The organism is Streptomyces sp. PsTaAH-137, assembly GCF_003259365.1.
Taxonomy (GTDB): domain Bacteria; phylum Actinomycetota; class Actinomycetes; order Streptomycetales; family Streptomycetaceae; genus Streptomyces.
This window is the reverse complement of the sequence record NZ_QLLY01000005.1, coordinates 554,979-572,538: the sequence shown is the minus strand read 5'-3', so window position 1 is coordinate 572,538 and position 17,560 is coordinate 554,979. Positions and strand designations below refer to the sequence as shown.

Genomic DNA, 17,560 nt, shown 5'->3' with positions numbered 1-17,560 from the left:
GGCCGGATCTGGAAGCACCGTGAGGTGTGGAGGTGACCGGTACTAATAGGCCGAGGGCTTGTCCTCAGTTGCTCGCGTCCACTGTGTTGGTTCTGAAACCACGAACAACCCCATGCCATGGTCACGGCGTGGTGCGGTTGTCAGTTTCATAGTGTTTCGGTGGTCATAGCGTGAGGGAAACGCCCGGTTACATTCCGAACCCGGAAGCTAAGCCTTACAGCGCCGATGGTACTGCAGGGGGGACCCTGTGGGAGAGTAGGACGCCGCCGAACAAATTTTGAGAAAGCCCCCGTGCCATTGGCACGGGGGCTTTCTGCGTTTGAGGGGACCCCTCGCGTCCGCCGGGCAGGGCTGAGGGTAAAGTCAGGGGGCATCGTTGGCTTAATTACCCAGGAGGCCCCCGGGTGGAGGTCCAGGAGACCCGTGTCCAGACAGACCGGGTCCTCACCATCCCGAACATCCTCAGCATGGCGCGGCTCGTCGGCGTACCCCTGTTCCTGTGGCTGATCCTCAGGCCGGAGTTCGGTGGGCCGAAGAGCGATGGATGGGCGCTGCTCGTGCTCGCGCTGAGCGGTGTCAGCGACTATCTCGACGGGAAGCTCGCGCGCCGCTGGAATCAGATCAGCAGCCTCGGCCGGCTGCTCGATCCCGCGGCCGACCGGCTCTACATTCTGTCCACCCTGGTCGGATTGACCTGGCGCGACATTCTTCCCATTTGGTTGACGGCTGCACTGCTTGCGCGAGAACTGGTCCTTCTGGTGATGGTGGGGATCCTCAGGCGGCACGGCTATCCGCCGCCCCAGGTGAACTTCCTCGGCAAGGCGGCCACCTTCAACCTGATGTACGCCTTCCCGCTCTTGCTGCTCAGCGACGGAAGTGGCTGGATCCACGAACTCGCTGCTATTTTCGGATGGGCGTTCGCTGGATGGGGTACAACGCTGTATTGGTGGGCAGGGATCCTCTACGTGGTCCAGGTCCGCCGCCTTGTCAGAGCGGACTCCACGGCCGATTGAGCTCGCCATCCAGCGTCGGATGAGGCCAGGGCGCTCCCGCTGTTCACCGTGGTGAGTGATACTTGACGAGCGCAGTCGGTCAGACCGTCGTCTCTCAAGGAGGACGCTTCCGACATGAAGGCCGTCGTGATGGCCGGAGGCGAAGGCACGCGCCTTCGCCCCATGACCTCGAGTATGCCCAAGCCGCTCCTGCCGGTCGCCAATCGGCCGATCATGGAGCATGTGCTGAGGTTGCTCAAGCGGCATGGGCTCAGCGAAACCGTAGTCACCGTTCAGTTCTTGGCTTCGCTCGTCAAGAACTACTTCGGAGACGGCGAAGAGCTCGGAATGGAGCTCACCTATGCCAACGAGGAGAAGCCACTCGGCACCGCCGGAAGCGTGAAGAACGCGGAGGAGGCGCTGAAGGACGATGCGTTTCTCGTCATCTCCGGTGACGCTCTGACCGATTTCGACCTCACCGAGCTCATCAATTTCCACAAGGAAAAGGGCGCGCTCGTCACCGTATGTCTGACGCGCGTGCCCAACCCCCTCGAATTCGGCATCACCATTGTCGATGAAGAGGGCAAGGTGGAACGGTTCCTCGAGAAGCCGACCTGGGGACAGGTCTTCTCGGACACCGTGAACACGGGCATCTACGTCATGGAGCCCGAGGTCTTCGACTACGTCGAAGCCGATGTGCCCGTTGACTGGTCCGGCGATGTCTTCCCGCAGCTGATGAAGGAAGGCAAGCCGGTCTACGGATACGTGGCCGAGGGGTACTGGGAAGACGTCGGTACCCACGAGAGCTATGTGAAGGCCCAGGCCGACGTCCTCGAAGGAAAGGTCGACGTCGAACTCGACGGCTTCGAGATCTCTCCGGGTGTGTGGGTGGCGGAGGGTGCCGAGGTGCATCCGGACGCCGTGCTGCGCGGGCCGCTCTACATCGGTGACTACGCCAAGGTCGAAGCCGATGTGGAGATTCGCGAACACACCGTCGTGGGGTCCAACGTCGTCGTGAAGAGCGGGGCCTTCCTGCACAAGGCCGTCGTCCACGACAACGTCTACATCGGACAGCACAGCAATCTGCGCGGCTGCGTCGTCGGGAAGAACACCGACATCATGCGGGCCGCCCGGATCGAGGACGGTGCCGTCATCGGCGACGAATGTCTCGTCGGTGAGGAATCGATCGTCCAGGGCAATGTGCGGGTCTACCCGTTCAAGACGATCGAGGCCGGCGCCTTCGTCAATACGTCGGTCATCTGGGAGTCCCGCGGTCAGGCCCATCTGTTCGGGGCCCGCGGGGTCTCCGGAATCCTCAACGTCGAGATCACCCCGGAACTCGCGGTGCGGCTCGCGGGTGCGTACGCGACGACCCTCAAGAAGGGGTCCACCGTCACGACCGCCCGTGACCACTCCCGTGGCGCGCGGGCGCTGAAACGGGCCGTCATCTCCGCCTTGCAGGCCAGCGCCATCGACGTACGGGACCTGGAGAACGTGCCACTGCCGGTGGCCCGCCAGCAGACCGCCCGAGGCAGCGCCGGCGGGATCATGATCCGTACGACACCCGGCGTACCGGACTCCGTCGACATCATGTTCTTCGACGAGCGCGGAGCCGACCTCTCCCAGGGCAGCCAGCGCAAGCTCGACCGCGTGTACGCACGTCAGGAGTACCGCCGGGCGTTCCCGGGGGAGATCGGGGACCTGCATTTCCCCTCCAGCGTCTTCGACTCGTACACCGGATCGCTGCTGAGAAACGTCGACACCACGGGGATCGCCGACGCGGGCCTCAAGGTCGTCGTCGACGCCTCCAACGGCAGTGCCGGGCTCGTGCTGCCCAGCCTCCTGGGGCGGCTCGGGGTCGACTCGCTGACCATCAACCCGGGGCTCGACGAGTCGCGGCCCACGGAGACCGCCGACGCGCGGCGGTCCGGGCTCGTCCGGCTCGGGGAGATCGTCGCCTCGGCGCGGGCCGCTTTCGGTGTCAGGTTCGACCCGGTCGGTGAGCGGCTGTCGCTCGTCGACGAGAAGGGGCGGATCGTCGAGGACGACCGGGCGCTGCTCGTGATGCTCGACCTCGTGGCCGCCGATCGCCGGAGCGGACGGGTCGCGCTGCCCGTCACCACCACCCGGATCGCGGAGCAGGTCGCCGCGTACCACGGGACGCAGGTGGAGTGGACGACGACCTCGCCCGACGACCTCACGCGCGTGGGGCGCGACGACGGGACGATCTTCGGCGGCGACGGGCGCGGCGGATTCATCGTGCCCGAGTTCAGCAGCGTGTTCGACGGGACCGCCGCGTTCGTCCGGCTCATCGGTCTTGTCGCGCGGACCCAGCTGACCTTGAGCCAGATCGACGCGCGGATCCCGCGGGCCCACGTGCTCAAGCGGGACCTGGCGACCCCGTGGGCGGTCAAGGGGCTCGTCATGCGCCGGGTCGTCGAGGAGGCCGGTGACCGGTCCGTGGACACCACCGACGGGGTGCGGGTCGTCGAGGCCGACGGACGCTGGGTCATGGTGCTGCCCGACCCGGCCGAGGCCGTGACCCACCTGTGGGCCGAGGGCCCCGACGACGCCTCGGCGCAGCAGCTGCTCGACGAGTGGACCGCCGTCGTGGACAGCGCGGGCCGCTGAGCCGGCGGCGGGCCGGCCACCGTCCAGTGCGACGGTGGCCGGTTCGTCCGTGGGGCCATTCGGAGGTAGCGGGCACGTCGTGCGACGATGTGCGGCATGCCGCAGCAGCACCCCGTTCGGAGCAGCCCCAAGCGCCCCAGGCGCCCCGATGCGTCCATGTCGCTGCTGACGAACGTGATGGACCACAGCCTCGACGACGGGTACGCGGAGGCCGCGGCCCGCAAGCGGGCTCAGGGGCAGAGCGGGCTGCCGAAGACCCTGCGGGCGAAGCTGGGGCTCGCGGCGGGCCTGGTGCTGGCCGCGCTGGTCGTCACCGTGGGGGCCGCCCAGGCCCGGATCGCGGCGCCGGTCGTGGCCAAGGAACGCGAAGAGCTGATCGACCGTATCGACCAGGAGAGCGAGTCCGCCGACAAGCTGGAGGGCCAGGTCGACTCGCTCCGCACCGACGTGGGGAACAAGCAGCGCGAGGCGCTGAAGAAGCACGGCGGTGAGCAGGGCGAGTTGGTGGGGATGCTGTCGGGGGCCGTCGCCGTGCACGGGCCCGGCGTGAAGCTCGTCGTCGACGACGCGAAATCCGCGCAGAGCGGTACCGGAGGACCGCGCGAGAGCGCGGACTTCTCCGACACCGGCCGGGTGCGCGACCGGGACATGCAGCGCGTCGTCAACGGCCTGTGGGAGTCCGGGGCCGAGGCCGTCAGCATCAACGGGCAGCGGCTCACCGCCCTGTCCGCCATCAGGGCCGCCGGTGACGCGATACTGGTCGACAACAAGCCGCTGGTGCCGCCGTACACGGTGCTCGCGGTGGGGGACGGGCAGCGGCTGAGCACGCGGTTCCAGAACAGTTCCGACGGGCTGTACCTGCATGCCCTCACGGAGAACTTCGGGATCCGGAACAGCATTTCCACGCAGGACGACGTCAAGATCCCCGCCGCGCCCAGCGTGATCGTACGTACAGCACAGCCGAGAGCAGAGCAGAAGGGCACATCGTGATCGCCGTACTGGGCCTCGTCGTCGGAGTCGTGGTCGGGTTGTTCATCCGTCCCGAGGTTCCGGCGGTGGTGGAGCCTTACCTTCCGATCGCCGTCGTCGCGGCGCTCGACGCGGTGTTCGGCGGGCTGCGCGCCATGCTGGACGGGATCTTCGACGACAAGGTGTTCGTCGTGTCGTTCCTGTCGAACGTCGTCGTGGCCGCGCTGATCGTCTTCCTGGGCGACAAGTTGGGCGTGGGCGCGCAGCTGTCGACCGGTGTCGTGGTGGTGCTCGGCATCCGGATCTTCTCCAACGCCGCCGCCATCCGGCGGCACGTGTTCCGGGCGTGAGGCCGATGAATCCGGACGAGACTCCGCAGAACCCCGAGCCCCGTGAGGCTCCGGAGGGCGCCGAGCCCACGTACCGGCTGCGCGAGGAGCTGCCGGCGGAGATGCGGGCGGCCGCGCCGGACGAGGCCCGGCCGGAGCCGGTGGGCGAACCGCAGCTGACCGGGCGTCAGCGGCTGGTGAAGGGACTGTGGCCGCCGCGCGTGTCACGCGCTCAACTCACCGTCGCCGTGCTGTTGTTCGTCCTGGGCCTCGGGCTCGCCATCCAGGTGCGGTCCAACAGCGACAACAGTGCGCTGCGCGGTGCGCGTCAGGAAGATCTCGTGCGCATCCTCGATGAACTCGATGACCGGACTCAGCGTCTGGAAGATGAGAAGCAAGGTCTCGAGGACCAGCGCACCGAACTGGAGAACAGTTCGGACCAGGCCGAGGAGGCCCGTAAGCAGACGGTCGAGAAGGAACGTCAACTCGGCATTCTGGCGGGAACCGTGGCGGCGCAGGGCCCGGGGATCACGATGACCGTCAGGGATCCGAAGAGCGCCGTCGAGGCGGACATGCTGCTCGACGCGATCCAGGAGCTGCGGGCCGCCGGCGCCGAGGCGATCCAGGTGAACGGGGTGCGTGTCGTGGCGAACACGTACCTGACGGACGGAACCGGAGGGAAGGGGGTCAGCGTCGATGGACACAAGATCACTCAGCCGTACACCTTCAAGGTCATCGGCAAACCGCAGGACCTCGAACCGGCCCTCAACATCCCCGGAGGTGTGGTGCAGACGCTGGAGAAGGAGCAGGCCACCGTGGATGTGAGCCGTTCGGAGAAGATCGTCGTGGACGCCTTGCGGGCGGCGCGACAGCCTGATTACGCTCGGTCGTCCTCCCAGTGAGGCGTATGTGCATGGGGGATGTAGTGCGAGGGCATGAGGTTGCGGGGGGTCGGCGCACCGTAGGCGGGGTGCGTGGTGGAAACTGTTTGGCGGATACGGACGTTGTGAGGATGTCCGTGTTCGTGATGTACGCCGATGTGTGCAGTCAGGGTTCGTCCTGCCCCACGGGCGGGTCTGTTTCGGTCAAGGGGAATCGCCCGTGAAGTTGTTTGCGAAGTTGTTCGGCAAGAGCGCACGTGAGGATGGTCGTCACCGTGCGTCGCGCCAGGGAGACGTGCCGGAGACGCAGGTGGGCGAGCGCCCGCTGTTCCGGGACCAGGTCGGCGGTGACAATTCGGGCGGACAGGGCGCGTCGGCTGTTGACCCTGCCGGTTCCGGCCGCATAGGTTTCGGGGAACCGTCAACCTCAAGTACGGGTGGAGGGTTTGGCCCTGGCCCGTACGCGTCCCAAGCCCCCGCGGGGCAGCCGCGGCAGGAGGATCCGTCCATGTCGGCTCTGGTGTGTCAGAGGTGCGGGAACCGGAACGGCGAGAACAGCCGGTTCTGCTCCAACTGCGGTGCGCCGCTGCGGGGCGGGATTGCGGCCGAGGGGCCGTCGGAGACCACCTCCACGATCTCCATCTCCGGTCTCGAGTCCTACGACCCCGAGGCCACCGGTCAGACGCAGCTTCCGACCCTGTCGCCCGAGGCGCAGGCCGCGGTCGACGCGCTGCCCCTGGGCTCGGCGCTCCTGGTGGTGCGGCGCGGTCCGAACTCGGGCAGCCGCTTCCTCCTCGACGGCGAGCTGACCACGGCGGGCCGTCACCCGCAGAGCGACATCTTCCTGGACGACGTGACCGTGTCGCGCCGCCACGTGGAGTTCCGTCGCCTCCAGGACGGCTCGTTCACCGTCGCCGACGTCGGCAGCCTCAACGGTACGTACGTGAACCGTGAGCGCATCGACTCGGTGACGCTGAACAACGGCGACGAGGTGCAGATCGGCAAGTACCGGCTGGTTTTCTACGCGGCGACCCAGCGAGGTATCTGACCCACCAGCGAACCGTCAGGAAGGTCCATGCTTCACACACCGAGGGGCGGTGCCGGCAGCGGCACCGCCACTGCGGACAGTCGGCTGATGAGCATCGGCACCGTACTGAACGTGCTGCGCGACGAGTTTCCCGAAGTCACGATCTCCAAGATCCGTTTCCTGGAGTCGGAGGGGCTCATCGAGCCGCAGCGGACGCCCTCGGGCTACCGCAAGTTCAGCCCGGAGGACGTCGAGCGACTCGCCCACGTCCTGCGGATGCAGCGGGACCACTACCTGCCGCTGAAGGTCATCAAGGAGCAGCTCGACGCCCTGGAGCGGGGCGAGTCCCTGCCCGTGCCCGCGCCGGGGCGGCCCGGTGACGCGGTCGCGGAGGAGAGCGAGGTTCCGACCGCCGCCCGCGTCGGCCGGGAGGAGCTGCTCGCCGCTGTCGGGATCGACGAGGCGGAGCTCGACGAGTGGGAGTCCTACGGGCTCATCGCCCAGCTGCCCGACGGTGGCTACGACGCCTCGGCGGTCCTGGTCGCCGAGCTGGTCGGCGAGCTGGGCCGGTTCGGCATCGGCCCGCGCCACCTGCGGGTCATGCGGGCCGCCGCGGACCGCGAGGCGGGCCTGGTGGACTCCGTCGTCGCACCGTTGAAGGTGCACCGCAACCCGCAGACCAGGACGCTCGCGCAGGCGCGCGCCAAGGAGCTCGCGGGGCTCACGGTGAAGCTGCACGCGGCACTTGTGCAGACCGCTCTCGGGGTGCGTCTTCCCTGATCGCAGGGGCGGGTGAGCGCCGCCGGCCCGGCATGCGGCGCATGCCCGACTACCCAAACCTGCCGGGCACGTCCTAGGGTTGCTGTGTGAACGAGCTCGACGTCGTAGGTGTCCGGGTCGAAATGCCCTCCAACCAGCCGATCGTGCTCCTGCGTGAAGTGGGAGGCGACCGCTACCTCCCCATCTGGATCGGACCGGGGGAGGCGACGGCCATCGCCTTCGCTCAGCAGGGCATGGCCCCCGCGCGTCCTCTGACGCACGACCTGTTCAAGGACGTGCTGGAGGCGGTCGGGCAGGAGCTCACGGAAGTACGCATCACGGACCTGCGGGAAGGCGTCTTCTACGCGGAGCTGGTGTTCGCGAGCGGGGTGGAGGTCAGTGCCCGCCCGTCGGACGCCATAGCCCTCGCCCTGCGCACCGGAACGCCGATCTTCGGCAGTGACGGTGTCCTCGACGACGCCGGGATCGCGATTCCGGACGAGCAGGAGGACGAAGTGGAGAAGTTCCGCGAGTTCCTCGACCAGATCTCGCCCGAAGATTTCGGGACGAACAGTCAGTGACCGGCGGATAGTGACGCGCGGGTCGTGAAGAGAGGCGGTCGCCCGAGGGCGGCCGCCTCGGCGCATTCGGCTAGCCTTTCCCCGCGGTGGGGTACGGGAAACCACTCTTAGGGTGATTATCACTCGGCGTGGCGAGTGTGGCGTTCGTTGACGCACCCCCAGTGACTGCCTACCGTCGTGAAGGCAGGTCATAAGAGGAGGTCGGCGTGAGAAGCAGCGGCGACGGTACGGCTACGGGCGGTCCGTACACGTTTCACGGCAGCGCGGCCGATCACACTCCGCAGCGCCCGCAGGCAGTGCCTGCGGCGGTGGGGGCGGACGGCGACGCGGCTTCCGAGGAGATCGGATACCGGGGACCGACCGCGTGTGCGGCGGCCGGAATCACCTATCGGCAGCTCGACTACTGGGCCAGGACCGGCCTGGTCGAGCCCAGTGTGCGGCCCGCGTACGGGTCGGGGACCCAGCGGCTCTACAGCTTCCGGGACGTCGTCGTCCTGAAGGTCGTGAAGCGGTTCCTCGACACAGGGGTCTCCCTGCAGAACATCCGGACCGCGGTGCAGCACCTGCGGGAGCGGGGTTTCCGGGACCTGGAGCGCATGACCCTGATGAGCGACGGCGCCACCGTGTACGAGTGCACGTCGCCGGACGAGGTCCACGATCTGCTCCAGGGCGGGCAGGGGATCTTCGGCATCGCCGTGGGGGTCGTCTGGCGGGACGTGGAGAGCGCGCTGTCCCAGCTGCACGGGGAGCGGGTGGACACCGGCGAGACCATCGTCAGGACCAATCCCGCGGACGAGCTGGCGAGGCGGCGCAACCGGGCCGTGTGACCGTCGTGCGGCCGCGTTGTCAGTGGCGTAGGGCAGCATCGGTGGTGTGAGAACCGCACCGACGATTCTGCATCTCGACATGGATGCCTTCTACGCCTCCGCGGAGCAGGCGGCGAAGCCCAGCCTGCGCGGGAAAGCGGTCGTCGTGGGCGGGCTCGGGCCGCGCGGGGTCGTGGCCACCGCCTCGTACGAAGCACGCAGGTTCGGGGTGCACTCGGCGATGCCGATGGGGCAGGCGCGGCGGCTCGCGCCGAACGCCGCGTACCTCGTGCCCCGGTTCCGGCTCTACCGGGAGATCAGCGAGCAGGTGATGGCCCTTCTGCGGGAGCTTTCGCCGCTGGTGGAGCCCCTGAGCCTCGACGAGGCGTTCGTCGATCTGGAGGCCGGTGAGAGGGCCTGGGACGCCCGTTCCGCGGAAGCCGTGGGGCTGAAGTTGCGCGGTGACATCCGACGGGTGACCGGGCTGAGCGGATCCGTGGGGCTCGCCGTCTCCAAGATGCTCGCCAAGATCGCCTCCGAGGAGGCCAAGCCGGACGGGCTGCTGCTGATACCGCCGGGCACCGAGCGGGAGTTGCTCGGGCCGAAGTCCGTACGGATCCTGCCGGGCGTCGGACCGGCCACCGGGGACCATCTGCGCCGGGCCGGGATCAACACCGTCGAGGAGATCGCCGAAGCCGGCGAGGACGAGCTCGTACGGATGCTGGGCAAGGCCCACGGAAGCCATCTGTACGCGATGGCGCTCGCGCGGGACGAGCGGCCGGTCGTCGCGGAGCGGGACTCCAAGTCCGTCTCCGTCGAGGACACGTACGACGTCGACATCCATGACCGGGTGCGGGTGCGCATGGAGGTGCAGCGGCTCGCCGACCGGTGTGTGGAGCGGCTGCGGGGTGCCGGGAGGTCGGGGCGGACCGTGGTGCTGAAGGTGCGCAGGTACGACTTCTCGACCTTGACGCGGTCCGAGACGTTGCGCGGGCCGACCGACGACCCGGGGGTGGTGCGGGAGGCTGCCGCGCGGCTGCTCGAGGGGGTGGACACCACCGGGGGCGTGCGGCTGCTCGGGGTCGGGGTCACCGGGCTCGCCGACTTCACGCAGGAGGATCTGTTCGCGCAGGCCGCCGCCGCTGCCGCCTCGGAGGAGGAGGCAGCAGGGGCTACGGGGGCCGTCGAGGAGGTGGCGGTTGCCGAAGCGACCGTGGGGGACGGCGTCCCTGAGGAGCCGGCCGCTCGGCGGTGGATGGCGGGGCACGATGTGCGGCATACCGAGTTCGGGGCCGGGTGGGTGCAGGGGAGTGGGCTCGGGCGGGTCACCGTGCGGTTCGAGACGCCCTACTCCGTTGAGCCGGGACGCGTGCGGACGTTCTCTGTCGATGATCCGTTGCTGGAGGCCGCTGATCCGTTGCCGCTTGTCGAGGGGGGCGTGCGATCGGCGTCTGCCGGGTGAGGTGTGGGGGCGGGTGCGCGTTCGTTGTGGCTGGTCGCGCAGTTCCCCGCGCCCCTCACGGGGCTTCTCGCGCGGTTTCCCGCGACCCTTACGGGGCTTCTGGGTCCGGGGTGCCGGCGATGTGGCCGAACGTCATGTCCTGGGTGTCCGGGGCCGTGATGTCCAGGCCGTAGTGGTGGTAGAGCTGGAGTTCCTGTTCGGGGGAGAGGTGGCGGCCCACGCCGAAGTCGGGGGCGTCCTTGATCAGGGAGCGTTCGAAGGGGACGTGCAGGGTGCCGTCCACCAGTTCGCTCGGCTCCAGGGGGACGAAGGCGTCCCGGCTGAACAGGCCGGTCCGTATGGCCGCCCACTCCGGAACGCCCGTGGCGTCGTCGAGGTAGACCTCGTCGATGGTGCCGATCTTCGTCCCGTTGCGGTCGAGCGCCTTGCGGCCGATCAGGTTGCGCGGATCGATGTCGGTCTGCACGGGCCCTCCAGCTGTCGCAACTCGTCTGTAAGCACTACGAAAGAGCACATTGGGGGAGGCGGCCACTCGAGAGGGGCTCAAGTCGCCGCTGGTAGGCTGGCAAGCGGCTGCTGACCCCGTGCGGGAGAGTCCTCCGACTGTCGTCGGAGGGCGCCGAAGGAGCAAATCCTCCCCGGAATCTCTCAGGCCCCCGTACCGCACGGACGAGGTCACTCTGGAAAGCAGGGCGGGGTGCACGTTCCCGCCCTCACCGACGGTGAAAGCCGGTGTGCCCTCGTGATCGTGCGGGGCGGCCGGTGAAGCTCTCAGGTTGAGATGACAGAGGGGGAGGCCGTCCGGGCACCAGCGCCGTGGTGCCCCTCGCAGGTCGCAGTGACCAGGAGGCCTCCGCCATGACAGCCAACCGCATTCCGCTCGCGCAGCTGGAGCAGGGAATCCCCTTCGAGCAGCGTCACATCGGTCCCGACGACGCCGCCCAGGCCAAGATGCTCGCGCAGGTCGGCTACGGCTCGCTCGACGAGCTGACGGCGGCCGCGGTGCCGGACGTGATCAAGAGCGCCGAGGCGCTGGAGCTGCCCGCGGCCCGCACCGAGGCCGAGGTGCTCGCCGAGCTGCGCTCCCTCGCCGATCGCAACCAGGTCCTCGGATCCATGATCGGGCTGGGCTACTACGGGACGTTCACGCCGCCCGTCATCCTGCGCAACGTCATGGAGAATCCTTCCTGGTACACGGCCTACACGCCGTACCAGCCGGAGATCTCGCAGGGCCGCCTGGAGGCACTGCTCAACTTCCAAACCATGGTCGCCGAGCTGACCGGCCTGCCGACCTCCGGCGCCTCCCTGCTCGACGAGGGCACGGCCGCCGCCGAGGCCATGGCGCTGTCGCGGCGCATCGGCAAGGTCAAGAACGGCGTGTACGTCGTCGACGCCGACGCGCTGCCGCAGACCGTCGCCGTCATCCAGACCCGCGCCGAGCCGACCGGGGTGGAGATCGTCGTCGCCGACCTGAGCGACGGGATCCCGAGCGAGGTCGCCGAGCGCGGTGTCGTGGGCGTGCTCGTGCAGTACCCGGGTGCCTCCGGCGCCGTTCGGGACATCAAGCCCGTCGTCGACCAGGCGCACGAGCTGGGCGCGATCGTCACCGTCGCCGCCGACCTGCTCGCTCTGACGCTGCTGACCTCGCCCGGTGAGCTGGGCGCGGACATCGCCGTCGGCACGACGCAGCGGTTCGGTGTGCCGATGGGCTTCGGCGGACCGCACGCCGGATACATGGCCGTACGGGAGAAGTTCGCGCGGTCCCTGCCCGGGCGGCTCGTCGGAGTGTCCGTCGACGCCGACGGGAACAAGGCGTACCGGCTCGCCCTCCAGACGCGCGAGCAGCACATCCGCCGGGAGAAGGCGACCAGCAACATCTGCACCGCGCAGGTACTGCTCGCCGTCATGGCCGGTATGTACGCCGTCTACCACGGGCCGGACGGACTGAAGTCCATCGCCCGGCGCACCCACCGCTACGCCACCCTGCTGGCCGCCGGTCTGACCGCGGGCGGCGTCGAGGTCGTGCACCAGGCGTACTTCGACACCGTCACCGTGCGGGTGCCGGGCCGGGCCGCCGCCGTGGTGAGCGCCGCGCGGGAGAACGGGGTGAACCTGCGGCTCGTCGACGCCGACCACGTCTCGGTCGCCTGCGACGAGACCACCACCCGCTCCCAGCTGGGCATCGTCTGGGAGACCTTCGGCGTCGAGGGCGCCGACATCCAGGCGCTGGACGACGCGACCGAGGACACGCTGCCGGACGCGCTGCTGCGCGGCGACGCGTACCTGACCCACCCCGTCTTCCACCAGTACCGCTCCGAGACCGCGATGCTGCGCTACCTGCGCCGGCTCGCCGACCGCGACTACGCGCTCGACCGCGGCATGATCCCGCTCGGCTCCTGCACGATGAAGCTGAACGCGACGACGGAGATGGAGCCGGTCACCTGGCCCGAGTTCGGCCAGCTGCACCCCTTCGCGCCCGCCGAGCAGGCCCAGGGCTACCTCACGCTCATCCGTGAGCTGGAGGAGCGGCTCGCCGAGGTCACCGGCTACGACAAGGTCTCCCTCCAGCCGAACGCCGGGTCGCAGGGCGAACTCGCCGGGCTGCTCGCCGTACGCGGCTACCACCGGGCCAACGGCGACGAGCAGCGGACCGTCTGCCTCATCCCGTCCTCGGCCCACGGGACCAACGCGGCCAGTGCCGTCATGGCCGGCATGAAGGTCGTCGTCGTCAAGACCGCCGACGACGGCGAGATCGACGTCGAGGACCTGCGCGCCAAGATCGAGAGCTACGCCGATCAGCTCGCCGTGCTCATGATCACGTACCCGTCGACGCACGGTGTCTTCGAGGAGCACGTCGCCGACATCTGTGCCGCCGTGCACGACGCCGGCGGCCAGGTGTACGTGGACGGCGCCAACCTCAACGCCCTCGTCGGGCTCGCCAAGCCGGGGCACTTCGGCGGCGACGTCTCGCACCTGAACCTGCACAAGACGTTCTGCATCCCGCACGGTGGCGGTGGCCCGGGTGTCGGTCCGGTCGGTGTGCGCGAGCACCTCGCGCCGTACCTGCCGAACCACCCGCTGCAGCCGAGCGCCGGTCCCGAGACGGGGGTCGGGCCGATCTCCGCCGCGCCGTGGGGCTCCGCCGGGATCCTGCCGATCTCCTGGGCGTACGTGCGGCTCATGGGCGGCGAGGGTCTGAAGCGCGCCACCCAGGTGGCCGTGCTGTCGGCGAACTACATCGCCAAGCGGCTCGAACCGCACTTCCCGGTGCTGTACACCGGGCCCGGCGGGCTCGTCGCGCACGAGTGCATCATCGATCTGCGGCCGGTCAGCAAGGCCACCGGGGTCAGCGTCGACGACATCGCCAAGCGGCTCATCGACTACGGGTTCCACGCGCCGACCATGTCGTTCCCGGTCGCCGGGACGCTGATGATCGAGCCGACCGAGAGCGAGGACCTCATCGAACTCGACCGGTTCTGCGACGCCATGATCGCGATCCGGGGGGAGATCGAGCGGGTCGCCTCCGGCGAGTGGCCGGGGGATGACAATCCCCTGCGGAATGCGCCGCATACGGCCGGGATGCTTGGGGCGTCGTGGGAGCACGCGTACAGCCGGGAGGAAGGGGTTTTCCCGGCGGGGGTTGTGGCGGCTGACAAGTACTGGCCGCCGGTGCGGCGGATCGACCAGGCCTTCGGTGACCGGAACCTGGTGTGTTCCTGCCCGCCTATGGACGCCTACGAGGGGTGAGCTGACGGGGGAGCGCGGCCGGCCCTTGTGGTGGGCTGGTCGCGCAGTTCCCCGCGCCCCTGTCGGGGCGCCAAGCGCTGGTGCTCTTTCGGTGAGTGCGCGGCCAGCCGTTGTCTGTGGCTGGTCGCGCAGTTTCCCGCGCCCCTGGCGGGGTGCTAGGCCGCTGTTACCACGCGGCCCAGTGGGCGGTGCGGGGCGATGATGGTGCCGTTCGGCAGCAGTTCACCGGTGTCCTCGAAGAGGAGGACTCCGTTGCACAGAAGGCTCCAGCCCTGCTCCGGGTGGTGGGCCACTGGAAGGGCGGCTTCCCGGTCCGCGGAGTCTGCTGTCGGGCACGGTGACTGGTGCTGGCACATGGATGGGATCTTTCGCTGCGTAGTGATGTCGATGACGGTGGTGTCGCTGTCCGTGCTGCGGCGTGAAGGCTTGCTCATGGCCGCACCCCCGTTGTCAGTCGGTCGGAACCCAGTGTTGCCCTGTGGGCGTCAATCCGCAGGGATTTCGTAGCAGCGGTCCTCACAGGTTGGAGACGCGTCACCCGTGCGGACGGTTCAGCTCAACGGCACTGTCCCTTCGGGTGGTTCGGGGTGGCCGGATGGGGCTAGTCCGGGCGGGGCGGACACTTACGGACAGGGCTGTGCCCCGCGACCGGACGGCGGGCGGTGCGGGGCACAGGTCTTCGGGCGGGTCGAGCGATGTGCTGTCCGGCCGCGTCAGGCGAGCAGGGTCGTGGCGCGCGCGGGCGTCAGCCGGTGGGTGAGGACCGGCAGCAACTCGGCGACGCGGTGCGGGCGGTGGGCCGCTATGCCGGGCGGGGCCGGCGCGAGCGGGACCAGGATGTCGTCGGCCGCCGGATGACCGGTCGCCGCGTCGGCGGTGTGGTCCCCGTGCAGCCACAGGGTGAGCATGTACAGCTCGGGCACCGAGAGCAGCCGGGGCTGGTAGTGCTGGGGCAGGGCCTCCGCCTGGCGCAGGGCGCGCTCGGTGGACGCGACGTAGGGGCCCTCGAAGAAGTGCGAGAAGGCCCAGCCGTCGGGCGTGAGCATGGTGTCGGCGGCGGCCACCGCCCGCTCCCCCGAGCGGATCAGGAAACGCCAGCCGGTGAGACGGGCGCGCGAGGGGCCCGTGCTCTCGGTGATGTGGTCCAGGACATGGACGGGAAGCGGGAGTTCGGGGCTTGCGGGCCCCTGGATGGCACGCAGTGACGGAGTGCGGGCCTCACGGACGGCGGTGGGGGAGCCGAGAGCCGTGAGGACGGTGCGCAGGGCGGGCGCGGGGGCCGGAGGGACATGCAGCGGCATGGTGGGTCGCCTCTCATTCGACAGGCACATGGTGCTGGGGGCGGTGCGGGAGAGCGGACGGCGCTGTCTGCTGCTGGGGGCACGTGAGTACACAGAAGGTGCGTGGCGGGCCAGAGAGGGCGGGGGCATAGGCCACGGGCGCCCACACTCTGTCTCGTTCGCGGAGTTTATACGACGTATGTTCACTCGATGTTTCGGCTACCACACGCCGTGACGTCGGCAAGGACTTAATCAGCCGCAGTTCCCGGGCTAATTTGCGGGCGTTTCTCGTGGTTTCCGTGAGTGGCCTGACTCTGACCTGGCTGTCTTTAGGTCAAGCGGTCGGCCGGTTCTCGTCGGCGTTTTTCACCAGATCCCTGTCCGGTGAATCTGCGCGGGGCCGCATGCCTAAGGAATGTGCCTCGGGGTAACAGCGTGGAGCGTACTGCCCCGCGGGCCCGAGCGGGGCGTTATCGATCACATTGCCTGGGCATCATCCACCGTGACATACGGCCGGGTGGGCGGGCTGCCCGTGCGAGGAGGGACGCTTCCATGGGGGAGAAGGTCGTTGCGGGTGCGGTCGACATGGCGGATCGGCGGCGCTACCGGGACAAGCACAGGGAGTGTCTCGAGGGACTCCAGAGGCTGCTGGACGAGAAGCGGTTCGACCGGCCCAAGAATCTCATGGGCCTGGAGATCGAGCTGAATCTCGCCGGGCCCGACGGCCTGCCGAGAATGATGAATGCGGAAGTACTGGAGAGGATCGCGAGCCGCGATTTCCAGACGGAACTCGCCATGTTCAATCTCGAAGTGAATATCGCGCCGCACCGGCTCGGCGGGCGGGTGCTCGACCAGCTGGCGGAGGAGCTGCGGACCGGCCTCGGCTATGCGCACCGCAAAGCCAATGAGGTCGCCGCGGGAATCGTGATGATCGGTATTCTGCCGACGCTCAGCGCCGAGGACCTCGTCTCCGCGAATCTGTCGGACGTCGACCGCTACACCCTGCTCAACGACCAGATCGTGGCCGCGCGGGGCGAGGAGTTCTTCCTCGACATCGACGGTGTCGAGCGGCTGAGCTGCACCTCCGCGTCGATCGCCCCGGAGGCGGCGTGCACCTCGGTGCAGCTGCACCTCCAGGTCACACCGGGGCGTTTCGCCGATGTGTGGAACGCGGCGCAGGCGGTCGCCGCCGTACAGATTGCACTCGGTGCCAATTCGCCGTTCCTGTTCGGGCGGGAGCTGTGGCGGGAGTCGAGGCCGCCGTTGTTCCAGCAGTCGACGGACACCCGGCCGCCGGAACTCGTCGCGCAGGGAGTACGGCCGCGGACCTGGTTCGGGGAGCGCTGGATCGATTCCGCGTACGACCTCTTCGAGGAGAATCTGCGGTACTTCCCGCCGCTGCTCCCGCTGCTCGACGAGGAACGGCCGCTGGAGGTCATCGAGAAGGGCGACACACCGAGCCTCGCCGAACTCGTGCTGCACAACGGCACCGTCTACCGGTGGAACCGGCCCGTGTACGGGGTGGCCGACGGGGTGCCGCACCTGCGGGTGGAGAACCGGGTGCTGCCCGCCGGGCCCACCGTCACCGACGTCATCGCCAACGCCGCCTTCTACTACGGCGTCGTACGGGCGCTCGCCGAGGACGCGCGTCCCGTGTGGTCGCGGCTCTCCTTCGACGCGGCGTCCCGCAACTTCGACACGGCCTGCCGGTACGGGATCGAGGCGCGCCTGGAGTGGCCGCGCCGGGGCCGGTTCGGCGGCACCGAGCAGGTGGCGGCCGTGGCGCTCGTCCAGGACGAGCTGCTGCCGCTCGCGGCCGCCGGGCTCGACGCGTGGGGTGTCGAACCCGCCGACCGGGACTACTACCTGGGGGTCATCGAGGAGCGCTGCCGCCTGCGGACGAACGGGGCGCAGTGGCAGGCGGCGACCTACCACCGGGCGCTGGAGAGCGGCCTCGCCCGGGACGCGGCGCTCGCGGCGACCACCCGCCGGTACGCGGAGCTGATGCTCCTCGGCGAACCGGTCCACACCTGGCCCGTCGGACTGCCGGAGCCCGCCGTGCCGCTGCGCTGAGCGGCACCGATCGGCCGGCGGCC

General features: G+C 69.0%; 15 protein-coding genes, 1 rRNA gene and 1 riboswitch. Of the genes, 13 read left to right on the top strand and 3 right to left on the bottom strand.

Going from position 1 to position 17,560, the window contains the following annotated elements; all coding sequences use genetic code 11:
- Positions 1–155 precede the first annotated feature (155 nt).
- The 11 genes from rrf to K377_RS14375 all read left to right on the top strand — a co-directional run bounded on the left by rrf (position 156) and on the right by K377_RS14375 (position 10,437).
- Positions 156–272, top strand: a 5S ribosomal RNA gene (rrf, locus tag K377_RS14425).
- A gap of 132 nt (positions 273–404) precedes the next feature.
- Positions 405–1,013, top strand: coding sequence for a CDP-alcohol phosphatidyltransferase family protein (locus tag K377_RS14420; RefSeq protein ID WP_111663694.1), 609 nt, complete (start codon positions 405–407; stop codon positions 1,011–1,013).
- A 114-nt stretch (positions 1,014–1,127) separates the two neighbouring features.
- Positions 1,128–3,623: a mannose-1-phosphate guanyltransferase gene (locus K377_RS14415; protein WP_111663693.1), complete on the top strand. Its 2,496-nt coding sequence runs from the start codon at positions 1,128–1,130 to the stop codon at positions 3,621–3,623.
- Between the two features lie 87 nt (positions 3,624–3,710).
- Complete coding sequence (locus tag K377_RS14410; protein WP_111663692.1) at positions 3,711–4,613, top strand: DUF881 domain-containing protein; 903 nt, start codon at positions 3,711–3,713, stop codon at positions 4,611–4,613.
- Positions 4,610–4,942, top strand: a complete 333-nt coding sequence (locus K377_RS14405) for a small basic family protein (RefSeq protein WP_111663691.1) — start codon at positions 4,610–4,612, stop codon at positions 4,940–4,942. The genes K377_RS14410 and K377_RS14405 overlap by 4 nt, the downstream gene beginning before the upstream one ends.
- Positions 4,943–4,947: 5 nt before the next feature.
- On the top strand, positions 4,948–5,823 hold the full coding sequence (locus tag K377_RS14400; protein ID WP_111663690.1) for a DUF881 domain-containing protein: 876 nt from the start codon (positions 4,948–4,950) through the stop codon (positions 5,821–5,823).
- An 82-nt stretch (positions 5,824–5,905) separates the two neighbouring features.
- Complete coding sequence (locus K377_RS14395) at positions 5,906–6,850, top strand: FHA domain-containing protein (protein WP_111663689.1); 945 nt, start codon at positions 5,906–5,908, stop codon at positions 6,848–6,850.
- A 27-nt stretch (positions 6,851–6,877) separates the two neighbouring features.
- A complete protein-coding gene (locus K377_RS14390; protein WP_111663688.1) occupies positions 6,878–7,609 on the top strand; it encodes a MerR family transcriptional regulator in 732 nt (243 codons plus the stop codon).
- An 86-nt stretch (positions 7,610–7,695) separates the two neighbouring features.
- Positions 7,696–8,169 (top strand): bifunctional nuclease family protein, encoded by a 474-nt coding sequence (locus K377_RS14385; protein WP_005475662.1) that lies wholly within the window; start codon positions 7,696–7,698, stop codon positions 8,167–8,169.
- A 206-nt stretch (positions 8,170–8,375) separates the two neighbouring features.
- Positions 8,376–8,996 carry a MerR family transcriptional regulator gene (locus tag K377_RS14380; protein WP_111663687.1) on the top strand — a complete coding sequence of 207 codons (621 nt, stop codon included), beginning with the start codon at positions 8,376–8,378 and terminating at the stop codon, positions 8,994–8,996.
- Between the two features lie 46 nt (positions 8,997–9,042).
- Complete coding sequence (locus K377_RS14375; protein WP_111663686.1) at positions 9,043–10,437, top strand: DNA polymerase IV; 1,395 nt, start codon at positions 9,043–9,045, stop codon at positions 10,435–10,437.
- Between the two features lie 88 nt (positions 10,438–10,525).
- On the opposite strand, the gene K377_RS14370 is transcribed toward K377_RS14375, so the two are convergent.
- Positions 10,526–10,903 carry a PRC-barrel domain-containing protein gene (locus K377_RS14370; RefSeq protein WP_111663685.1) on the bottom strand — a complete coding sequence of 126 codons (378 nt, stop codon included), beginning with the start codon at positions 10,901–10,903 and terminating at the stop codon, positions 10,526–10,528.
- Positions 10,904–11,014: 111 nt separating this feature from the next.
- A riboswitch (glycine riboswitch) is annotated at positions 11,015–11,111 on the top strand.
- 184 nt (positions 11,112–11,295) lie between these two features.
- On the opposite strand from K377_RS14370, the gene gcvP reads away from it, so the two are divergent.
- Complete coding sequence (gene gcvP / locus K377_RS14365) at positions 11,296–14,184, top strand: aminomethyl-transferring glycine dehydrogenase (RefSeq protein ID WP_111663684.1); 2,889 nt, start codon at positions 11,296–11,298, stop codon at positions 14,182–14,184.
- A 155-nt stretch (positions 14,185–14,339) separates the two neighbouring features.
- Here gcvP and K377_RS14360 read toward each other — a convergent pair whose 3' ends face one another.
- The gene (locus K377_RS14360; protein ID WP_111663743.1) at positions 14,340–14,540 is read right to left on the bottom strand and encodes a DUF5999 family protein; all 201 of its coding nucleotides are present in this window, start codon (positions 14,538–14,540) and stop codon (positions 14,340–14,342) included.
- A gap of 357 nt (positions 14,541–14,897) precedes the next feature.
- Positions 14,898–15,485 carry a hypothetical protein gene (locus K377_RS14355; RefSeq protein WP_111663683.1) on the bottom strand — a complete coding sequence of 196 codons (588 nt, stop codon included), beginning with the start codon at positions 15,483–15,485 and terminating at the stop codon, positions 14,898–14,900.
- Positions 15,486–16,016: 531 nt separating this feature from the next.
- Between K377_RS14355 and K377_RS14350 the strand changes: the two genes are divergently transcribed.
- Positions 16,017–17,537, top strand: coding sequence for a glutamate-cysteine ligase family protein (locus tag K377_RS14350; RefSeq protein ID WP_111663682.1), 1,521 nt, complete (start codon positions 16,017–16,019; stop codon positions 17,535–17,537).
- Positions 17,538–17,560 lie beyond the last annotated feature (23 nt).